Annotated in this window: 17 protein-coding genes; 5 read left to right on the plus strand and 12 right to left on the minus strand. The window is 73.4% G+C overall.

Going from position 1 to position 18,994, the window contains the following annotated elements:
* Window positions 1-26: 26 nt before the first annotated feature.
* The 7 genes from GA0070618_RS10065 to GA0070618_RS10095 all read right to left on the minus strand — a co-directional run bounded on the left by GA0070618_RS10065 (window position 27) and on the right by GA0070618_RS10095 (window position 9,124).
* Window positions 27-1,268 carry an ATP-binding protein gene (locus GA0070618_RS10065; RefSeq protein ID WP_088981410.1) on the minus strand — a complete coding sequence of 414 codons (1,242 nt, stop codon included), beginning with the start codon at window positions 1,266-1,268 and terminating at the stop codon, window positions 27-29.
* Between the two features lie 163 nt (window positions 1,269-1,431).
* Window positions 1,432-2,004, minus strand: a complete 573-nt coding sequence (locus GA0070618_RS10070) for an LppU/SCO3897 family protein (RefSeq protein ID WP_088981411.1) — start codon at window positions 2,002-2,004, stop codon at window positions 1,432-1,434.
* Between the two features lie 155 nt (window positions 2,005-2,159).
* Window positions 2,160-5,357, minus strand: a complete 3,198-nt coding sequence (locus GA0070618_RS10075) for a UvrD-helicase domain-containing protein (RefSeq protein ID WP_088981412.1) — start codon at window positions 5,355-5,357, stop codon at window positions 2,160-2,162.
* A 293-nt stretch (window positions 5,358-5,650) separates the two neighbouring features.
* Window positions 5,651-6,898: a metallophosphoesterase gene (locus GA0070618_RS10080; protein WP_088981413.1), complete on the minus strand. Its 1,248-nt coding sequence runs from the start codon at window positions 6,896-6,898 to the stop codon at window positions 5,651-5,653.
* 12 nt (window positions 6,899-6,910) lie between these two features.
* Window positions 6,911-7,195, minus strand: coding sequence for a MoaD/ThiS family protein (locus tag GA0070618_RS10085; protein ID WP_088981414.1), 285 nt, complete (start codon window positions 7,193-7,195; stop codon window positions 6,911-6,913).
* A 1-nt stretch (window position 7,196) separates the two neighbouring features.
* Window positions 7,197-8,210: a GTP 3',8-cyclase MoaA gene (moaA, locus tag GA0070618_RS10090; RefSeq protein WP_088981415.1), complete on the minus strand. Its 1,014-nt coding sequence runs from the start codon at window positions 8,208-8,210 to the stop codon at window positions 7,197-7,199.
* Window positions 8,207-9,124: a fructosamine kinase family protein gene (locus GA0070618_RS10095; protein WP_088985420.1), complete on the minus strand. Its 918-nt coding sequence runs from the start codon at window positions 9,122-9,124 to the stop codon at window positions 8,207-8,209. Before GA0070618_RS10095 ends, moaA begins: the two co-directional genes overlap by 4 nt.
* 239 nt (window positions 9,125-9,363) lie before the next feature.
* On the opposite strand from GA0070618_RS10095, the gene GA0070618_RS10100 reads away from it, so the two are divergent.
* Entirely contained in the window at window positions 9,364-10,404 is a 1,041-nt protein-coding gene (locus tag GA0070618_RS10100) for a DUF4192 domain-containing protein (RefSeq protein WP_088981416.1), read from the plus strand.
* 205 nt (window positions 10,405-10,609) lie between these two features.
* Here GA0070618_RS10100 and GA0070618_RS10105 read toward each other — a convergent pair whose 3' ends face one another.
* Window positions 10,610-11,248, minus strand: a complete 639-nt coding sequence (locus GA0070618_RS10105; RefSeq protein WP_331253134.1) for a tyrosine-protein phosphatase — start codon at window positions 11,246-11,248, stop codon at window positions 10,610-10,612.
* Between the two features lie 3 nt (window positions 11,249-11,251).
* Window positions 11,252-12,097 carry a formate dehydrogenase accessory sulfurtransferase FdhD gene (gene fdhD / locus GA0070618_RS10110; RefSeq protein WP_088981418.1) on the minus strand — a complete coding sequence of 282 codons (846 nt, stop codon included), beginning with the start codon at window positions 12,095-12,097 and terminating at the stop codon, window positions 11,252-11,254.
* 61 nt (window positions 12,098-12,158) lie between these two features.
* Here fdhD and mobA point away from each other — a divergent pair, with 61 nt between their 5' ends.
* From mobA to GA0070618_RS10125, 3 genes are read left to right on the plus strand one after another with little or no spacing between them, the layout of a single operon-like run.
* Window positions 12,159-12,761, plus strand: coding sequence for a molybdenum cofactor guanylyltransferase (gene mobA / locus GA0070618_RS10115; protein WP_088981419.1), 603 nt, complete (start codon window positions 12,159-12,161; stop codon window positions 12,759-12,761).
* Window positions 12,758-13,015, plus strand: a complete 258-nt coding sequence (locus GA0070618_RS10120) for a DUF6457 domain-containing protein (RefSeq protein ID WP_088985421.1) — start codon at window positions 12,758-12,760, stop codon at window positions 13,013-13,015. The genes mobA and GA0070618_RS10120 overlap by 4 nt, the downstream gene beginning before the upstream one ends.
* 51 nt (window positions 13,016-13,066) lie before the next feature.
* A complete protein-coding gene (locus GA0070618_RS10125) occupies window positions 13,067-14,179 on the plus strand; it encodes a T3SS (YopN, CesT) and YbjN peptide-binding chaperone 1 (RefSeq protein ID WP_088981420.1) in 1,113 nt (370 codons plus the stop codon).
* Between the two features lie 164 nt (window positions 14,180-14,343).
* On the opposite strand, the gene GA0070618_RS10130 is transcribed toward GA0070618_RS10125, so the two are convergent.
* Together GA0070618_RS10130 and GA0070618_RS10135 are read right to left on the minus strand one after the other, a co-directional pair.
* Window positions 14,344-16,254 (minus strand): beta-propeller domain-containing protein, encoded by a 1,911-nt coding sequence (locus GA0070618_RS10130; protein ID WP_088981421.1) that lies wholly within the window; start codon window positions 16,252-16,254, stop codon window positions 14,344-14,346.
* Between the two features lie 71 nt (window positions 16,255-16,325).
* Complete coding sequence (locus GA0070618_RS10135) at window positions 16,326-16,784, minus strand: Lrp/AsnC family transcriptional regulator (protein ID WP_088981422.1); 459 nt, start codon at window positions 16,782-16,784, stop codon at window positions 16,326-16,328.
* A gap of 59 nt (window positions 16,785-16,843) precedes the next feature.
* Between GA0070618_RS10135 and ddaH the strand changes: the two genes are divergently transcribed.
* Window positions 16,844-17,677, plus strand: coding sequence for a dimethylargininase (ddaH, locus tag GA0070618_RS10140; RefSeq protein WP_338063371.1), 834 nt, complete (start codon window positions 16,844-16,846; stop codon window positions 17,675-17,677).
* A 61-nt stretch (window positions 17,678-17,738) separates the two neighbouring features.
* Here the strand turns inward: ddaH and GA0070618_RS10145 are convergent, their stop codons facing one another.
* Window positions 17,739-18,926 (minus strand): ABC transporter substrate-binding protein, encoded by a 1,188-nt coding sequence (locus GA0070618_RS10145; protein WP_088981424.1) that lies wholly within the window; start codon window positions 18,924-18,926, stop codon window positions 17,739-17,741.
* Between the last annotated feature and the right edge of the window lie 68 nt (window positions 18,927-18,994).

An 18,994-nucleotide genomic window follows, 5' to 3' on the forward strand; every position in this document is an offset into this window, starting at 1 on the left:
TCGCCGACGTCGATCCCGGTGGCCGGTCAGCCCGGCTGGGTCCGCAGGTAACGGCCGAAGTGCGGGACGGTGAACGCCACCGTGCCGCGCTCCCCGGAGTAGATCAACCCCTTCTTGATCAGCGCGTCCCGGGCCGGGGAGAGGCTGGCGGGCTTCCGCTCCAGCGCCCGGGCGATCTCGGCGGTCGGCACCGCCGCGTCCATGTCGTCCCGGGTCTCCCCGGGGTCGCCGTCGACCCGGGACAGGGTCGCCATCGCCCGCATGTACTCCCGCTCGGCCGGGGTGGCCCGCTCGAACCGGGACCCGAAGAAGCCCACCGCCAGCTCCGCCTCGGCCTCGGGCGCCGCCACCCGGACGTCGGCGGCGGTGATCGGCGAGCGGGGCGCGTGGTCCCAGGTGGCCTTCCCGTACGCCTGGACGAAGTACGGGTAGCCGCCGGAGGACTCGTAGAGCAGGTCCAGCGCCTTCGGCTCGTACTCGACCTCCTCCCGGGCGGCCGGTGCGCAGAGCGCCTGGTCGGCGGCGATCCGGTCGAGCCGGTCGATGCGCTGGTAGCGGTAGAGCCGCTCCGAGTAGGACTTCGCCGCGCTGAGCACCGCCGGCAGGTGCGGCAGCCCGGCACCGACCACGATCAGCGGCGCGCCGAGCTGGGACAACTCGTGGCAGGCGGCGCAGAGCGCACTGACGTCCTCCGGGCCGACGTCCTGCATCTCGTCGATGAAGACCGCGATGCCGGTGCCGACGTCGGCGGCCACGCTCGCCGCGTCGGTGAGCAGCTCCACCAGGTCGATCTCGATGTCCCCGGAATCGGCCCGACCGCTGCTGGCCGGCACGTCGATCCCCGGCTGCCAGCGGTCCCGCAGCCGGGGCGCGCCGGCCCTCCCGCCCACCGTGGCCGCACCACGCTGGGCGAACGCCTTGAGCACGCCGAGGAAGGCGTCGATCCGTTCGGGAGCGCGGTGCCGGGGTGCGAGTTCCCGCACCGCCATGTGCAGGGCCGCCGCCACCGGCCGGCGCAGCGACTGGTCCGGCCGCGCCTCGATCTTGCCGGTGCCCCAGAGCCGGCCGATGGCCTGGGACCGCAGCGTGTTGAGCAGCACCGTCTTGCCCACCCCGCGCAGGCCGGTGAGCATCAGGCTGCGTTCCGGGCGGCCCCGGGCGATCCGCTCCAGCACGATGTCGAAGACGTCCAGCTCCCGCCCCCGGCCGGCCAGCTCGGGGGGACGCTGCCCAGCGCCCGGGGCGTACGGGTTGCGGACCGGATCCACGTCTCGCACCGTATCGGGCCGTCTAGCGCCGCAGCTAGACATACGTAGAGGACGGCATCGGCGTGTCTCGCCGGGCGAGGAGGATCGAGCGGAATCTAGGGGACTCTGCCGTCCAGGCTAGACAGCCCTAGATTCGGTTAGCGGCTCCGGCCCGCCTGCGGTGTCAGCGCAGTCTCAGGCAGAGCACGAAGTCGAGGGTGTCCAGCTCGCTGTTGTAGAAGTACCAGTCGGTGTACCCGCCGACGTCGGCGCACTTCGCCTCGGCGTCCTTCTCGCCGCTGGTCGCCTCGTCGAACCGTCGCAGCACCTCGTAGGTCTTCGGCGCGCACTCGGTGACCAGCAGCTTCGGCCGGCCGCCGGCCGCACCGTCGTTGCGGACGCACTGCCCCTCCTTCGCGAAGCGCGGGTCAGCCGACGACTCGGGGGCCAGGGCGTTTGGTGAGGCGTCCACCGCCCCGTCCGGCTGACCGGACGGTGTGGCCGAGGGCGGCGCGGTGACCGGCGGTTCGGCCTCGTCGGCACGCGTGAAGTGGAACAGGGCCGCGCCACCGCCGAGCACCAGCAGCGCCAGCACGGCGAGCACCGCGACCGTCCGGCCCCGCCCGCCGGGCCGCCGGGGCGGTTCCGTCGGCTCCGGGGGGAACCGCTCCGGCCCGTAGCCGTGCCACGGGTAGTCGTCCGGCGGTTCGTGCCACGGCTCCGGGCGGTTCGCACCCGGTGGTCCGTAGTTCGCCATGCTCGCCTCCTGGGCACGAGTGGTCGGCGGCCGGACACCACGGGGACGCCGCCCTGGTCACCGTAGCGTGACCGACCCGCTCCGCTCATGCTCCACGTGTGCCGTCACCTGCGGCGGGTGCCGCCCCACCGGACGCCACGGCCGGCATGCGCCGGTCACATCAGACGGAGCTGACGGTTCTTCGGCCGGGCCGGCTCCTCGCCGCCGAGACGCTCGAAGAGGCCCGGGTCGATCACGTCGAGGAAGGGCGACGGGCGGCAGTCCCGTTCCGACCCGTGCCGGGTCCGCCGTGCCGCGTGACTGACGTAGAGCCGGTCCTGGGCACGGGTCAGTCCGACGAAGAACAGCCGCCGCTCCTCGGCGACGTCGTCCTCGTCCGGCGTCGAACCGGGCCAGCGCAGCGGCAGCAGTCCGTCCTCGCAGCCGACCAGGAAGACCACCGGGAACTCCAGGCCCTTCGCGGCGTGCAGGGTGAGCAGGGTGACCGCCTCGGCGCGCGGGTCCAGCGCGTCGACCTCGGCTCCGGTGGCGAGCTGCGAGAGGAACAGCGGCAGGTCGTCGCCGCAGCGTCGGGCCAGCGGGGTGAGCAGGTCCACCGCCGTGCGGACGTCCTCGGGACGGACCGAGCCGGTGGAGTCCAGGGTGGGCGTGGCGAACCGGTCGGCGAGCACCTGCCCGACCAGGCGTACCCGGGCCGGCAGCCCACCGTCGAGCCCGTCGGCGTGTCGCAGCTCGCGGGCGATGGCCGACACGCCGGGGCGGTCCCGCAGCCGGTCGTGCGAGCGCTTCTGCACCGGGATGTTCGCCCGCGCCAGGGCGTCCAGGATCGGGGCTGCCTGGGCGTCGGTGCGGTACAGCACGGCGATGTCGGAGAACGAGACGTTCGACCCCCGGCCGTCGATGCGTCCGGAGTCCAGCGACCGGTGGGAGAGGCCGCCGACCAGTTCGTCGATGGTGCGTACCACGAAGTCGGCCTCGTCGGCGACCGATGCCGCCGGGTAGCGGCCCACCAGCGGCGCCTCCGGGTCGAGGCGGGCCGGATCCAGCCGGCGGCCCCGGACCAGCGAGGACGGCGCGATGGCCTGCACCGCGGCGGCCAGGATCGGTGCCGACGAGCGGTAGTTGCGGTTCAGCCGGACCAGTCGGGCGTCCGTGAAGTCCTCCGAGAACCGGAGGAAGTAGCCGACGTCCGCACCCCGGAACGAGTAGATCGCCTGGTCCGGGTCACCGATCGCGCAGAGGTTGCCGTCCGCCGGGCTGAGCAGCCGCAGCAGGTCGTACTGGACGGCGTCGACGTCCTGGTACTCGTCGACGAAGATCCACCGCCACCGCTCCCGGTACCGCTGCACCAGCTTCCGGTCGCCGCGCAGCAGCTCGACCGGGAGGGTGAGCAGCTCGTCCAGGTCGACGAGGTGCTGTTTGCGCAGCAGGGCGGTGTAGGTGCCCTCGTCGTCACCAGCCTCGGCGCGGGCCGTCGTCCGGTCCGCGTCGTCGGCGATCCGGAAGTCCGGCGGCAACCCGGCCGCCTCGGCGTTCTCCCGCAGGATGGTCAGCCCGAGCGAGTGGAACGTGCCGACGGTGACGTCCTCGGCGACCGGTCCGAGCAGCCCGTCGAGGCGGTGCCGCAGCTCCTCGGCGGCCCGCCGGGTGAAGGTGATCGCCAGGCAGGTCTCCGGGAAGACGTTCAGCTCGGCACAGAGGTAGGCGATCCGGTGGGTCAGCGTCCGGGTCTTCCCGGTGCCCGGACCGGCGACGATCAGCAGCGGCCCGCCGGGCGCGGAGGCGGCCACCCGCTGCATCGCGTCCAGCCGGTCCAACAGGCCGGTGCCGACCTCCTCCATCCCGGCGAGCATCGGCTCGAACGGTTCGTGCGGCGAGGGCGCGGGCGCGATCGGCGGCGCGGGCGGCGGGGTCTCGCGGGCCGGCCGCCGTTTCGGTTCGGCCTTCGCCGGGCTCTTGGCCCGGGGCACGGCCGCCGGCTCCTTCGGCGACCGCTGCTTCGGCACGGGTACGTCGAACAGCGTCTCCTGGCCGCCCGACTGGCCGGCGGCGCCCAGCTCGGCAGGGTCGAAGAGGGTGATCACCCCGTACTCGCCGTCGTAGCCGGGCACCCGGCGCACCTCGCCCCGCCGGAGTCGGCCGATCCCCTCGGCGAGCACTTCGCCGCCGACCCGCTGGAGCTCGTCGAGCGGAGTGGTGGTCAGGATCTCCAACTCCGGGCCGAGCGCGGCGACCAGGTCGTTGAGCTTCCCCTCCACCTTCTTCGAGCGGGGGCCCACCTTGTTGATCTCACCGAGGATCTCGGCGAGCGGCACCAGGTGGGTGACCTCGCGGGCCTGCTCCGGGCGGTGGCCCTCGGTCCGGTCGGCCAGCTCCTCGATCCGGCTGAGCACGCCGACGGTGAGCGGCTTGCCGCACTCCGGGCAGCGCCCGCCGGCCGCCCGGGTCTGCTCGGGCGACCAGTTCACCCCGCAGACCCGGTGTCCGTCGGCGTGGTACTTCCCCTCCTCCGGGAAGAACTCGATCGTCCCGGCCAGCCCGTCGCCGGTCCGCAGCGCGTCGCGGATGGCGAAGTAGTCCCGTCCGGTGGCGAAGACCGTCGCCTCGCGGGCCAGCGCGGGCGGCGAGTGGGCGTCCGAGTTGGACACCAGCCGGTACGCGTCGAGGCTGGCCACCCGCCAGTTCATCGCCGGGTCGGAGGAGAGCCCGGTCTCCACCGCGAAGATGTGCCCGGCCAGGTCGGCGTAGCAGTCGGCGATCGCGTCGAAACCGGACTTCGAGCCGAGCGCCGAGAACCACGGCGTCCAGATGTGCGCGGGGACGAGATACCCGTCCGGACTCGCCTCCAGGGTGATCTCCAGCAGGTCCCGCGAGTCCAGCCCGAGGATGGGGCGGCCGTCAGAGCCGAGATTGCCGATCCGGCCGAGGGCGGCGTTGAACCGGGCCACCGCGTCCAGGTCGGGCAGGTAGATCAGGTGATGCACCTTGCGCGTCCGGTCGCCCCGCTTGTAGATCGTGGAGATCTCCACGCTGAGCATGAACCGGACCGGGTCCGCCTCCGCCGCGTCGGCCAGCCGGGGCGGGAGCCGACGGGCGATGTCCCGCTCGGCCTCGGGGCCGAGCCGGTACAGGCCGGGCTCGGCCGGGTGCAGGGTCTCCCGCAGGTGGTCGTACCAGGCGGGGTGGGTGAAGTCGCCGGTGCCGAGCACGCCGATGCCCTTGCGTCGGGCCCACCAGCCCAGGTTCGGCAACGTCAGGTCGCGGCTGCACGCCCGCGAGTACTTCGAGTGGATGTGCAGGTCCGCGACGAACGGCGAGGGGCCACCGGAGGGTACGGCGCTGAACGGAGACACGCCGCATCCTGTCACGCCCGGCCGGAGGGCCGCTCCGCGCCACGCGCGGCGGTGACGTGGGTAATCCCCGTGACGCTCCGGCGTCCCATCGTCGCCCGCCCGCGGGACGTGACGCCGCCGTGACGGCCGACCTGGTGTCATGACGCATCCGGGCAGAGGAACAGGCGATGAGAACCCTCGGTCAGTTGCGCGACCGTCCCTTCGAGACGGTGGTCATCGTGGTGGCGCGCCACCCGGCTCGGCATCGAGCTGGCCGCGATCCTCGTCCTCGCCACGGTGACCGGTATGTACGTTCAGCGGGAACGGAGTTCGACCAGGGTGATCTGGGGCTCCGCGCCGACGCGTACCGGCGGGCCCCAGAAGCCGGCGCCGTTGGTCACGTAGACCTTGGTGCCGTCCACCTCGCCGAGACCGGAGACGACCGGCTGTTCGAGTCGGACGGCCAGGTTGAACGGCACGATCTGCCCGCCGTGGGTGTGTCCGCTCAGTTGCAGGTCGACGTCGAACTTCGAGGCCTCCAGCGCGGCCACCGGCTGGTGGGCCAGGAGCACCACCGGCCGGGAGGTGTCGCGGTCGCCGAGCGCCGCCGCGTAGTCCGGCCCGGCGGCCAGGCCGGTGCCGCCCTCGCCGGACGGGTCGTTCACCCCGGCCAGGTCGAGCACGCCACCCCGGGCGGCGATCTCCAACCGCTCGTTCTGGAGCACCCGCAGGCCGAGCCGGTCCACCTCCTGCACCCACTCCTCGACGCCGGAGTAGTACTCGTGGTTGCCGGTGACGAAGAAGCTGCCGAAGCGGGAACGCAGGTCGCGCAGGGGAGCGGCGGCCTCGCCCAGTTCGGCGACACTGCCGTCGACCAGGTCGCCGACGACCGCGACCAGGTCGGCGTCGAGCCGGTTGATGGCGGCCACGATCCGCTCGGTGTGCGCCCGCCCGCGCAGCGGGCCGAGGTGGATGTCGGAGACGGTGGCGATGCGCAGCCCGTCCATGCTGCGGGGCAGCTTCGCCAGCGGGATCTGCACCCGGTCGAGCTGGGGCGGGCCGAGCGCGGTGCGGATGCCGTACCCGGTCACACCGGTGGCGGTGAGCCCGGCGAAGATCGCCGCGCCGCGGGCCAGCAGCAGCCGGCGGGACGGGTCGTGGTCGGGTTGCCGGACCGCGTCGGCGGCCGGCGGGTCGGCGGTGCCGGCGGCCCCCACCAGGGCCGGTTCCGGGGCGGCGGCGGTCGGTTCGGCGGCGACGACCCGGCGGCGCAGCACCAGCCGGGCCACCAGCATCGGCACCTCCAGCGCGACCAGGACGACCAGCAGGTAGAACATCACCGCCAGCCAGAGGTACCCGGGCCAGGCCAGCCAGTAGAGGCCCGCCTGGGTGCCGACCATGGTCACCGGTACGAGCACCGCCAGCACCAGCACGGTGACCGTGCCGATCCGTCGCCAGCGACCGGGGCGGGTGGTGTCCCGGACCAGCCGCTTCCAGAGGTAGAGGTGGATCAGACCGGTGACCAGGGCCAGGGTGCCCACGAAGCCCAGGACCGCCAACACGCGTTGCCTCCCTCAGCCCCCGGCGAACGGGGGTAGGACGTCGATCGTGGCCCCGGCGGGGAGCGGGGTCCGACGATCATGACAGGTCACGCCGTCGACCAGGAAACTCGCGGCCTGGAGCACCCGGGCGAGCCGGTCGCCGTGCCGCCCGACCAGGTCGTCGAGGACCTCGTCGAGCGTACGCCCGGCGGCGGCGCTCTCCTCGGCGCGTCCGGCGGCGGCCCGGGCCCCGGCGAAGTAGCGGATGGTGACCTGCGTCTCAGGCGGCCCCTGCGGGGTCCCGGTGTCCGGTCGCACGTCAGCCTCCGATCGCCGACATCGGCCGGGCGGGTTGCAGGAAGGTCGGGTCGTCGATGCCGTGTCCGGCGGCCTTGTCCCACATCGCCCGCTGCCAGCGGCGGGCCAGTTCGGCGTCGTCCGCCCCGGCGCGCAGCGCCCCGCGCAGGTCGGACTCCCTGGTGGCGAAGAGGCAGGACCGGACCTGCCCGTCGGCGGTGAGCCGGGTGCGGTCGCAGTCACCGCAGAACGGCCGCGTGACGCTGGCGATCACCCCGACCCGGGCCGGGCCGCCGTCGACCAGCCAGCTCTCGGCCGGGGTCGCCCCGCGTACGACCGGGTCGGGTCTCAGGTCGAACGCCCCGGTCAGAGCGGTGAGGATCTCGTCGGCGGTGACCATGGCGGACCGGTCCCAGCCGTGCTGTGCGTCCAGCGGCATCTGCTCGATGAACCGCAGCTCGTAGCCGTGGGCCAGCGCGAAGCGGAGCAGGGCCGGTGCCTCGTCGTCGTTGACCCCGCGCATCAGCACCGCGTTGACCTTGACCGGACGGAGTCCGGCCGCCGCCGCTCCGGCCAGGCCGGCGAGCACGTCCGCGAGCCGGGGCCGCCGGGTCAACCGGACGAACCGGTCGGCGTCCAGGGTGTCCAGGGAGACGTTCACCCGGTCCAGGCCGGCGGCGACCAGCGCGGGCGCGACCCGGTCCAGTCCGATCCCGTTCGTGGTCAGCGAGATCCGGGGGCGGGGAGCCAGGGCCGCCACGGCGGCCACGATCCGGGTGAGCCCGGGGCGGATCAGCGGCTCCCCACCGGTGAACCGCACCTCGGTCACCCCGAGCCGGCGCACCGCCACCCCGACCAGCCGGACGACCTCGTCGTCGGTGAGCAGGTCGGGCCCGGCCAGCCAGGGCAGTCCCTCCGCCGGCATGCAGTACGTGCACCGCAGGTTGCACTTGTCGGTCAACGACACGCGCAGGCTGCGGGCGGTCCGGCCGTACCGGTCGACGAGGCCGTACGCGTTCGGCTGGTCCGCGCTCATCGCTCGACGGTAGCGCGGCCGGGGGTTCCGTCGATGACCTCCCGGACACACCGGCCGACCGCCTCTCGCCAGGTTGCGCCGAACGCCGCGGTGTGCACCAGCAGCAGGTGGAGCTGGTGCAGGGGCACCCGGTCCCGCCATCCGTCGGCCAGCGGCCACGCCTCCCGGTAGGCGGCCAGGATCCGGTCCAGGTGGGGTGCGCCGCCGAAGAGCGCCAGCTGGGCCAGGTCGGTCTCCCGGTGGCCACCGTGCGCGGCCGGGTCCACCAGCCAGGCCCGCCCGTCCAGGCCCCAGACGACGTTGCCCGGCCACAGGTCACCGTGGATCCGGGCCGGCGGCTCGTCGCCGCCGTACTCCCCGATGGTGTCGATCACCCGCTCGACCAGCGCGGTCTCGGTGGCAGTGAGCGCGCCGACGTCGACCGAGCGCCGGAGGTACGGCAGGAGCCGGCGCTGCGCGAACCAGGTCGACCACGGCCCCGGATCGGGGGTGTTGTCCTGGTCGAGCGCGCCGACGAAGCCGGGCCAGTCGGCCCCGAACACCGGTGCGCCGCTGCGGTGCAACGCGGCCAGCTCCCGCCCGAACCGCTCGGCGGCGGCGGGCGTCGGCTCGCCGGGCTCGATCCAGTCGACTGCCAGCAGCTCCGGCAGCGCCACCAGCACCTCGGGCACGGCCACCGCGTCCGCGTCGCGCAGCCAGCGCAGTCCGGCGGCCTCGGTCGTGAAGAACCCCGCCGGGACCGGCTGTGCGGCTCCCTCCGGCCAGGTCTTGGCGAAGACCGAGTGGCCGTCGTCCAGGGTGAGCCGGGAGGCGGCGCAGATGCTGCCGCCGGAGACCGGCGTCTCCCGGATCCGCTGATGGGTCAGGAAGGTCGGCAGGTGCGCCGGGTGCGCCCGCAGGTAGGCCAGGTCCATGAGCGCAAGGTAGCCGGTGGACGGCGGCATGGTGCCCGTCGGGACGCTGTCGAGCTGCCCCATCTGTGCGCCCACCGGTCGGCACGTCGCCCTCGCTGTCTCGCCTCCCGCCGCACACGCGATCCTGCACTGACTGCACGTTCGCGCTGACCTGGGCCGGAGCGCCCTAGACCTGTGGACGGAACGCGTGTCGTCCACAGGGCCTGCCCGCCGGTCCGTCCCCGGCGCAGGCTGCGGACATGAACTCCACCGACCGCCCCCGGCTCGCCGTCCGCTCCCCCGCCGACCTGATCGCCGCCGTGCCGTACCTTCTCGGCTTCCACCCGGCCGACAGCGTGGTGCTGGTCGCGCTCCGGGAAAAGCAGATCATCTTCGCCGCGCGCGCCGACCTGGCACCACCCGGGACCGACCCCGGCCCCGTCGCCCGGTACCTTGCCGCCGTGATCGGCCGGCAGGGCGCCGACGCGGCCACCGCCATCGGGTACGGTCCGGCCGCCCGGGTCACCGCGACGCTCGACGCGGTCCGCCGCGAGCTGGACGGGATCGGCCTCGCCGTGTTGGACGCCCTGCGGGTGGAGGACGAGCGCTACTGGTCGTACCTCTGCGTCGACCCGGGGTGTTGCCCGCCGGAGGGCACCCGGTACGACCCCCGGGCCAGCCAGGTCACCGCCGCCGCCGTCTTCGCCGGGCAGGTCGCCCTTCCGGACCGGGCGGCGTTGACCGCCCAGGTGGCCCCGGTGGAGGGGCCGGCCCGGGAGGCGATGCGCGAGGCCACCGTGCAGGCCCGGGAACGACTCGGTGACCTGCTCGGTGCGGTGGCCCCGGAGGAACTGATCTCCGGTCGGGCGATGATCGGGGCCGCCCGGCAGGCGCACCGCGCGGCGGTGGAACGGACCCGACGCGGGGAGCGGTCGACCGACGACGACGTCGCCTGGCTCGGCGTACTGCTGACCTTCGTGCCGGCGCGGGACGAGGTGTGGGAACGCACCGACGGCGCGGACGAGCACCTCGCGCTCTGGACGGACGTGTTCCGCCGGGGCGAGCCGGAGGTGAGCGCCGCGCCGGGCTGCCTGCTGGCCTTCGCCGCGTTCCGGGCCGGGCAGGGTGCGTTGGCGGCGGTCGCCCTGGAACGGGTGCTCGCCCGCAACCCCGACTACTCGATGGCGCTGCTCCTCGACGACCTGCTCCGCCAGGGCGTGCCACCGTCCCGGCTGACCGACTGGCCGGTGCTCAACGACAAGCGCACCGGCCGTCGCCGCCGTCGGCGGGGCGGCCGCTGAGCACAGCCGTAGGGCCGAAGCAGCCCGGTGGACAAGGTGACCACGGGCGGTACGGTGCCTGGCATGGGTGCTCTGAAGCCGTGGCACATAGCCGTCCTGCTCTGCGTCGTCGTGACCGCTGCGCTCGTCGTCGGCCTGGTCGCCCTCCTGGTCAAGCGGTCCGGCCGCCGGTAACCGAGGCCGAGCGGGGCGTGTCTCGGCCGACTCAGGCGGACAGCAGTCGTTCGCGCACCGCCGCGAGCGCCTCTGCCCCGACACCCGCCGCCAGCAGGTACGCCCGGACGCCGCCGTGGCGCTGGTCGAGGTGGGCGAGGGTGTGCCGCATTGGCTGCGGTGAACAGGAGTCGGTGAGCGCGTAGTCCGCCGCGATGTCCTCGGCGGCCACCCCGGCCACGGTCAGCAGGAGCGCCACCAGGACGCCGGTCCGGTCCCGTCCGGCCGTGCAGTGCACGAGGACACCGCCCGGCGGTGCCTCGGCCACGGCCCGGAAGGCCGCCGCGATCTGGTGGCGGTTGTGGTCGAGCATCGGGGCGTAGGTGTCCGGCGGTGGGATGTAGGCCAGCACGTCGTCGAGCATCGGCACGTGCCGGTAGACCGGATCGTGGACGAACGGACTCGGTCGCTGCTCACACTCCCAGGCCCACCGCAGGTCGACGATCCGGCTCACCTGGCCACTCCGGAGGGCCTCGACGGTGGGCGCTGCGAGTCGTTCGTGGCTGTCCGACCGGAGCAGGGCACCCCGCCGGATCAGGTGTCCGCCGGAGGTGGAAAGACCCCCGAGGTCACGCGCGTTCCGACAGCCGGACCAGTCAAGCACCCCTGCACCCCTCCGTACGCCGATCACGGGTCAGCAGCTGATCCGGTGGTCGCCGGTGTAGACGTTCATGGTGTCGCCACGGAGGAAGCCGACCAGGGTCATCCCCGCCTCGGCGGCCAGGTCGGCGGCGAGGGTGCTCGGCGCGGAGACCGCTGCCAGCAGCGGGGCCCCGGCCATCCACGCCTTCTGGGTCAGTTCGAAGCTGGCCCGTCCGGAGACCAGGAGCAGGTGCCCGGCGAGCGGCAGTCGCCGTTCCCGGACGGCCCAGCCGACCACCTTGTCCACCGCGTTGTGTCGACCCACGTCCTCCCGTAGCACGACCAGCTCACCGGTGGGGGTGAACAGGCCGGCCGCGTGCAGTCCGCCGGTGCGGTCGAAGCCACGCTGGGCGGAACGCAGCGTGTCCGGTAGCGCCGCGAGCACCTCGGCCGGCACGGTCGTCGGATCGTCGGCGACCCGGTACGCCGAGCGGGTGCGCACCGAGTCGATGCTCGCCTTGCCGCACACGCCGCAGGAACTGGTGGTGTAGAAGTTGCGGGCCGGGTCGGTGGCCGGTTCGGGTACGCCGGGGGCCAGCACCACGTCGACCACGTTGTACGTGTTCGGTGTCTCCGTCCCGGCGCAGAGCTGGGCGGTGTGCACGTCGTCGGTCGACCGGATCAGCCCTTCGGTGAGCAGGAAGCCGAGCGCCAGGTCGAGATCGTCGCCGGGCGTCCGCATGGTGACCGCGAGGGGACGCCGACGGGCCGGACCGGCCGGACCGACCCGGATCTCCAACGGCTCCTCGGCGGCCAGGTTGTCCGGCCGGCGGACCACCCGCCCGTCCGGCCCGAGGTCGATGCGGAGCACGTTGCGTCGGTCAGTCGCCCGTCCCATCCGCCCATCCTGCCCTGCCCGGCGACAGCGACGTGCACCCGGCGAGGGCTACCGTGGGCGGATGTCCGGCTATGCGGCGGTGGTGCTGACCGGCGGCGCGGCGCGTCGGCTGGGTGGGGTCGACAAGCCCGGCCTCCCGATCGGGGGCCGCCCGATGCGGGACCGGGTCCTGGCGGCGGTCGCCGACGCGACGCCCCGGATCGTGGTCGGCCCGGAGACCACCCCCGTGCCCGCCGACGTCCGGCTGACCCGGGAGGAACCCGCCGGTGGCGGGCCGGTCGCGGCCGTCGCCGCCGGACTGGCCCTGCTGCCACCGGGGACGACCACGGTCGCGCTGCTCGCCGGTGACCTGCCGCTGCTCACCGCCGAGGCCGTGGGTGAGCTGCGCCGGGCGCTCGCCGCCGACCCGAGCGCCGACGGGGTCTGCCACGTCGACCCGGACGGCCGGCGACAGTCGCTCTGTGGCCTCTGGCGGGTGGCTCCGCTGCGGGCTGCCGTCGACCGGCTCACCGCCGACCGGGGTGGGCTCACCGGGGCGTCGGTCCGGGCGCTCCTGGCCGGGTTGACCGTGGCCGAGCTGCGCTGGTCCGGGGTGGGTCCGCCGCCCTGGTTCGACTGCGACACTGACGACGACGTACGCCGGGCGGAGGAGTGGACGCGATGACGCGGATGGACGACTGGGTGGCGGCGGCCTGTGCCGAACTGGACCTCGATCCGACCGGGGTGCCGGTGCCGGAGGTGCTCGACCTTGCCCGGGACGTCGCCCACAACGTGCTGCGCCCGGGCGCGCCGGTCACCGCGTACCTGCTGGGGTTGGCGGTCGGCCGGGGCGCGGACCCGGCGGCGACCGCGGCGCGGCTCGGCGGGCTGGCCCGGTCCTGGCCGGTGGAGTTGGGCGGTGAGGGCACCGCGGGTTGATTCGCCCGCCCGGTGCCGTGGGTAGGGTGGCCCTGACGGACGGAGGCGATCATGACGGCAGACCACCCCTCGACGCCGGTCGATGGCGCGGCCGGCGCCATGCCGGATCACCATGAGTCAATCCTTCTCGACGAGCCGACCACGGCCGACCTGCGCGCCAAGGTGACCGAGGCGTGGCGGGAGTTCGCCCGGGCGCTCGCCGCACGGCTCGGCGACCTGCCGGTGGGCGCGCATCTGGCGGTCACCCTCGACCCCACCGCCTCCGGCACCGGCGACGCCGTCTACTCGATCAGCGTGGACGTCGACGACGAGGGGCGGCTCGTCGCCCGCGCGGTCGGCAACGCCACCCTGCCGGAGGGGTACCGGCTGAACCGCACGGCGGTGGCCGACATGATCGCGCTCGGCTGGTCGCCGCCGGGGGTGGTGGAGGGGTCCGGCGAGTACTTCGGCCTGATCGGCGCCGTCGACGGGGCGACCCGTCTAGCGGCGGTCGTCTCCCGCACCCTCCGGGACGTCTACGGGGCACCGCACCCGGCGTTCCTGGTCTACCTGGTGCACGACGTCGAGGGAGAGCCGCTCCCGACGGGCCCGCTCGGCACCGCGCGCAGTGAGTTCGGCCCGGACCGCGACGTCGAGGCGGACCTCGACGAGGCCCTCGCCGCCGCAGCCACCCAGACCGGGACGAACGATGTCCTGGCGCTGGCCGAGCAGGTCCGGACGGTCGTCTCCAGCATGCTCAAGTCGGACTCGGACAAGCTCCAGGTCGACTCGGACGGTGACATCAACATCCGGGCCGGTTCGGCGATGGTCTTCGTCCGGGTCCGCGACAATCCGCCCCTGGTCGACGTCTTCTCCCCGGTGCTCACCGAGGTGGAGCCGACCGAGCGGCTGTACGTCAAGCTCTCCGAACTGACCAACCGGATGCCGATCGGGCGGCTCTACTGCGCCGAGGACACGGTGTGGGCCTCCATTCCGGTCTTCGGTCGGAACTTCCAGGCCACCCACCTCATGCTGGCTGTGCAGGTGATGACGGGGCTGGCGGACGAACTGGACGACCGGCTGCACGGCGAGTTCGGCGGCAAGCGGTTCTTCGGGGAGGGCGACAAGCCCAGCCGGCGTGAGCAGGAGGAGCCGGGCGAGCACCGAACCGGCATGTACCTCTGACGCGGCACGTCGGGGCGGACCGGGATGTCGATCTTCGACGCCCCGGCCACCTGCCGTCGAAGCAGCACCTGATCCACCTGCCGGGCGAAGCGCCGGTGACGGGGAGGCGGGTGGGGCCCGGCAAACCCCGAGAGCCGGGCCCCACCCGTTGAGGGGAGGAAGGTTCAGGTCGCCGGGATCCAGTTCCGTTCGGCGAGGTTGGTCGGGTCGGTGGCCTGGAGCCCGACGTCGGAGAGGGTCCAGAGGGTGTCGCCGACGATCAGGGAGCGGGTGATCCCGGCCCGGTGGTCATCGCCGGGGTGGGCGATCCGGCCGACCTCGGTGAGCCGCGACCCGTCGGTCCGCAGCACCAACGCCTCCTGCCCGACGTGCCGGCGCCCGGACACCGGCAGCACCACCAGTCCGCTGCCCGGCCAGTACAGCAGGGCGTGCGGATCGTGCTCGGCCGGCGAGTACGTACCCGGCCGGTGGTGGTGGGCGATCCGGGTCGGCTTCGCCGGGTCGGCCACGTCGAAGAGGGAGACCAGCAGCCCCTGGCGGACGCCCTGCCCGTTGGCCTCCTGCCCGACCCCGAGCAGCCGACCCTCGCCCACCGGTTGCAGGTGCCCCGAGTAGCCGGTGATCTTCAGCTCGCCGGTCACCTTCGGGGCGGTCGGGTCGCGCAGGTCGAGCGTGTAGAGCGGGTCGGTCTCCCGGAAGGTGACCACGTACCCGGTGGTGCCGAGGTAGCGCACCGAAAAGATCCGTTCACCCCGGCCGAGCCCGTCGACCATGCCGACCTGACGCAGTTCGTCCCCGTCGGTACGCAGCACGTACACCGCCGAACTGGAGGTCGCGCCCCGGACACGACCCTCCGGGTCGGTGGTGGTGGCGACCCGCAGGTGGCCCTCCCACTCGGAGAGCGCGTACTGGTTGAGCAGGTGACCGGGGACGGACCCGGAGGCGACGTACCGAGGCCGTCCGGGTGCGGTGAGGTCGAACCGGTGGAGCCCGGTGACCGGCCCGGCCACTGCGCCGGAGCCGAGCCGCCGGGTGGTGACGGCTCGCCCGCCCCGGTGGTCGGCGACGTAGAGGCTGGCGGCGGTGGCGTAGACGGTCTCGCCCTCCGCTGTCACACCGACCGGGTCGCCGTCGCCCAGTCGCCCGCCCCCGAGGTCGAAGCTGAGCAGGTTCAGCAGGGCGGTGCCGGTGTGCCCGGTGGGCCGGGAGAGCCGGTCGCAGGGGAGTTGGCCGGTGTGTCGGCCGTCGCTGTCGGTCCATTCGTACCGGGGCAGCCAGTCCTCCAGCGGAGCCTGGTCGACCGCCGCCTGGTTGGCCGCGATCCGCTCCGCGTCGGTGGCGTCCCCGGAGGGCTGGGGGAAGGCGATGCGGGGGCGGGACCGGACCACCACCCGAGCGGTCTCGCCGACCTTTCGCGCGTCGACCAGTTCGCCGTCGACCCGGTACTCACCGACCACCTTCGGCGTCCCGGTCAGGTCGACCAGGAGCACGCCGGTCCGGCCGGCGGCCAGCGGGTGGGGGACGGCACGGCGGTCGGTGCCGGGTGCCGGCAGGACGTCGGGGGCACCGGGGAGGTGCGCGAGGACGAGCGCCCGGTCGCCGTGCAGCAGCAGCCGCCCGGTCACCCAGTTGCCGTCCCGGGCGGCCCGCTCAAGGTCGAGCCGGCCGGTCGGCGCACGGCGGACGGGGTCGACGACCCGCAGCACGCCCCCGGTGAGCGTGACGATCCGTTTCCCGTCGGTCTTGACCACGTCGGGTTCGTCGGCGGCGGCCTCGTGGTTGTTGGTGGCCGAGTGCGGCTGCTGTGGTGGAGCGGCGGCGGCCGGGCCGGCACCGGTCCGCGCGCCGCCGCGCTCGGCCGAGGCGACCTGCGGCACCGGTCCGCCCGGCAGCCCCCATGGACCGACCGAACTCCGGGCGGCGGCGCGCAGGTCGGCCAGGGCGTTCGGACAGGAGTCGAAGGCGACCAGTCGCAGGACGGTCGGGGTGCGGTCCGGTTGGTCCCGCCGCGAGGTGTCGGCTGTGCAGCCGGCCACCAACGTGAGCGCGGTGAGGGCGACGATTCCCCGTCTCATGGAGTGTTCCGACGTGCCGGATACCCGCCCGGTTCCGTTCCCCGTGTCCTTCCTTGGCGCGGCCGTCGGGCTCAGCGGGTGGAGGGACCGACTCCGGGTGACTCGACCAGGCGGGACAGCACGATCGCGCTCTTGGTCGAGGTGACGAAGGGTTCCGCGCGGAGCTTCTCCAGGGCCTGTTCGAGGTGGTTCATGTCGGCGGCGCGAAGGTGCACCAGGGCGTCCGCCTCGCCGGAGACGGTGTACGCGCCGACCACCTCCGGGTGCCGGCGGGCGACCGCGCCGATCTGGGCCGGGGTGGTCCGGCCGGCGCAGAACAGCTCGACGAACGCCTCGGTGGTCCAACCGACGGCGGCCGGGTCGACGACGGCGGTGAATCCCCGGATCACCCCGGTGGCGCGCAACCGGTCGACCCGCCGCTTGACCGCCGGGGCGGACAGCGAGACCCGCGTGCCGATCTCCGCGTACGAGGCGCGGGCGTCCGCAACGAGCAGCGCAATGATTCGCTGGTCTACGGCGTCTATCTGCAACGTTCCGCCCCTTGGAAGCAATGGTTGTGGCTGTTGACGACGGTCTACCGTACCTAACCTTGGTCATCGTGAACCAGCAGCGAGTGCCGCGAAAGCGGACATATCTCATGTGCTCGCCCGGGCACTTCGCGGTCGAGTACGCGATCAACCCGTGGATGGACGTCGCCACGCCGGTCGACGCCGCCCTCGCCGTCAAGCAGTGGGACCGGCTGCGGGAGACTCTGGTCAAACTCGGGCACACCGTGCACCTGCTGGAACCGCAGGCGGGTCTGCCGGACATGGTCTACGCCGCCAACGGCGCGTTCGTGGTCGACGGCATCGTCTACGGCGCGCGCTTCAAGCACGAACAACGCGCCGCCGAGGCCGCCGCGCACCGCGCCTTCTACGAGGAGCAGGGCTGGCGGTTCATCGCCCCGAACGAGACCAACGAGGGCGAGGGCGACTTCGCGTACGTGCCGGAGGCGCACGGCGGTCTGGTTCTCGCCGGGTACGGCTTCCGCACCGACCCGGCCGCCCACGCGGAGGCGCAGGAGGCGCTCGGGCGTCCGGTGGTCTCGCTGCACCTGGTCGACCCGCGCTTCTACCACCTGGACGTGGCACTCGCTGCGATCGACGACACCAACATCGTCTACTTCCCCGGCGCGTTCTCCCACGCCAGCCAGCGGGTGCTGGCCCAGCTCTTCCCGGACGCGGTGGTCGCGGACGACACCGACGCCCTCGCCTTCGGGCTCAACCTGGTCAGCGACGGGGCGAACGTGATGCTCAACAGCGAGGCCACCCGCCTGGCCGAGAAGCTGAAGGCCGCCGGTTACACCCCGGTGCCGGTCGAGTTGACCGAGCTGAAGAAGGGTGGCGGCAGCGTGAAGTGCTGCATCGCCGAGTTGCGGCACTGACCACGCCTCGACCACCACGGGTCGGCGACCGGACCACCGGCCGCCGACCCGTGCCCGTCCCTCAGCCCAGCGTCGCCAGTTCGGAGACCAGCATGTTCGCCAACACCTGGCCGTCGAGCTGCACCCGGCGCAGGTACCACCGCTGCTGCGGCGTGCGGGGCTGGTTGAACTGCCAGGGCCCACGTGGGCTGTCGATCTGACCGACCTTGCCGAGGGCCAGGTTGACCTGCTGTGAGTTGGCGTCCGGGCCGGCGAGCCGGATCGCCTTGTCCAGCACCTGCGCCGCGTCGTACGACGCCATCGCGTACGTGGTCGGCGAGGCGTTGTGCTTCTTCCGGTACGCCGCGGCGAACCGCCGGTTCGCCGCGTTGTTGAGGTCGGCGGAGTAGTTCAGCGAGGTCATGATGTTCGCCGCCTCGGCCGGTTTGATCTCGCTGAGCACCGAGCCCTCGGTGAGGAAACCGGGGGCGTAGACCGGACCCCGGTAGCCGGCGCCGCGTAGCTGACGGATGAACTGCACCGCCGCCGAGCCGGCGTAGAAGCAGAAGATCGCGTCCGGGTCGCGGGCCACCGCCTGCCCGATGTCGGCGGCGAAGAAGTCGCCGTCCGGGTCGGTGGAGAAGCGGGTCCAGATGGGCTCACCGACCAGCCGTGGGTCGGATGCGCCGAACTCCTGGGTGAACCCCTTGACCACGTCGAGGCTGCCGACGTTCTCCGGGGCGACGATGACCACCCGGCTCCCCGCCGGCATCTGCTGCTTGAGGTAGCGGCCCAGGGCCCGGCCCGGCTCGTCGAGCACGTACGACGTCCGCCAGATGTAGACGACGCTCTGCAGGGTGGCGGGGGAGGCGTCCGAGCCGACCAGCGGCACCCGGGCCTGCTCGACGGCGTCCCGGATACCGACCATCACCGAGGAGTTGACCACCCCGGTCAGGGCGAGCGCCCCCTGCTGGAGCAGGCTGTCGACCGCTGCCTTGCCGGTGGTGGCGTTCTCCCCCTCGTCGGCGGTGAGCAGCGTGACCGGCCGGTTGCCGAGGTGCTGGTCGTTGAGGTCGAGGAAGAGCTGGAAACCGTTCAGGAGCTCGTCGCCGATCGGCTTGTAGCCGCCGGTCCGGGGCGCGATCAACCCGATCTTGATGGGGCTGCCGGCGGCCGGCGTGTCGTCGTCCGCGCCGGTGCCGCACGCGGCGGTCAGCCCCGTCGTTCCGACCGTCGCGGCCAACAGTTGGAGCACCCGCCTGCGGTTCATCTGCTACACCGAGTTCCTTCCGGGAGGTGGTGCCTGGTCAGTCGCGGTCCCCTCGGCGTTCTACTCCC

This window comes from Micromonospora echinospora, from assembly GCF_900091495.1.
In the GTDB taxonomy this organism is placed as follows: domain Bacteria; phylum Actinomycetota; class Actinomycetes; order Mycobacteriales; family Micromonosporaceae; genus Micromonospora; species Micromonospora echinospora.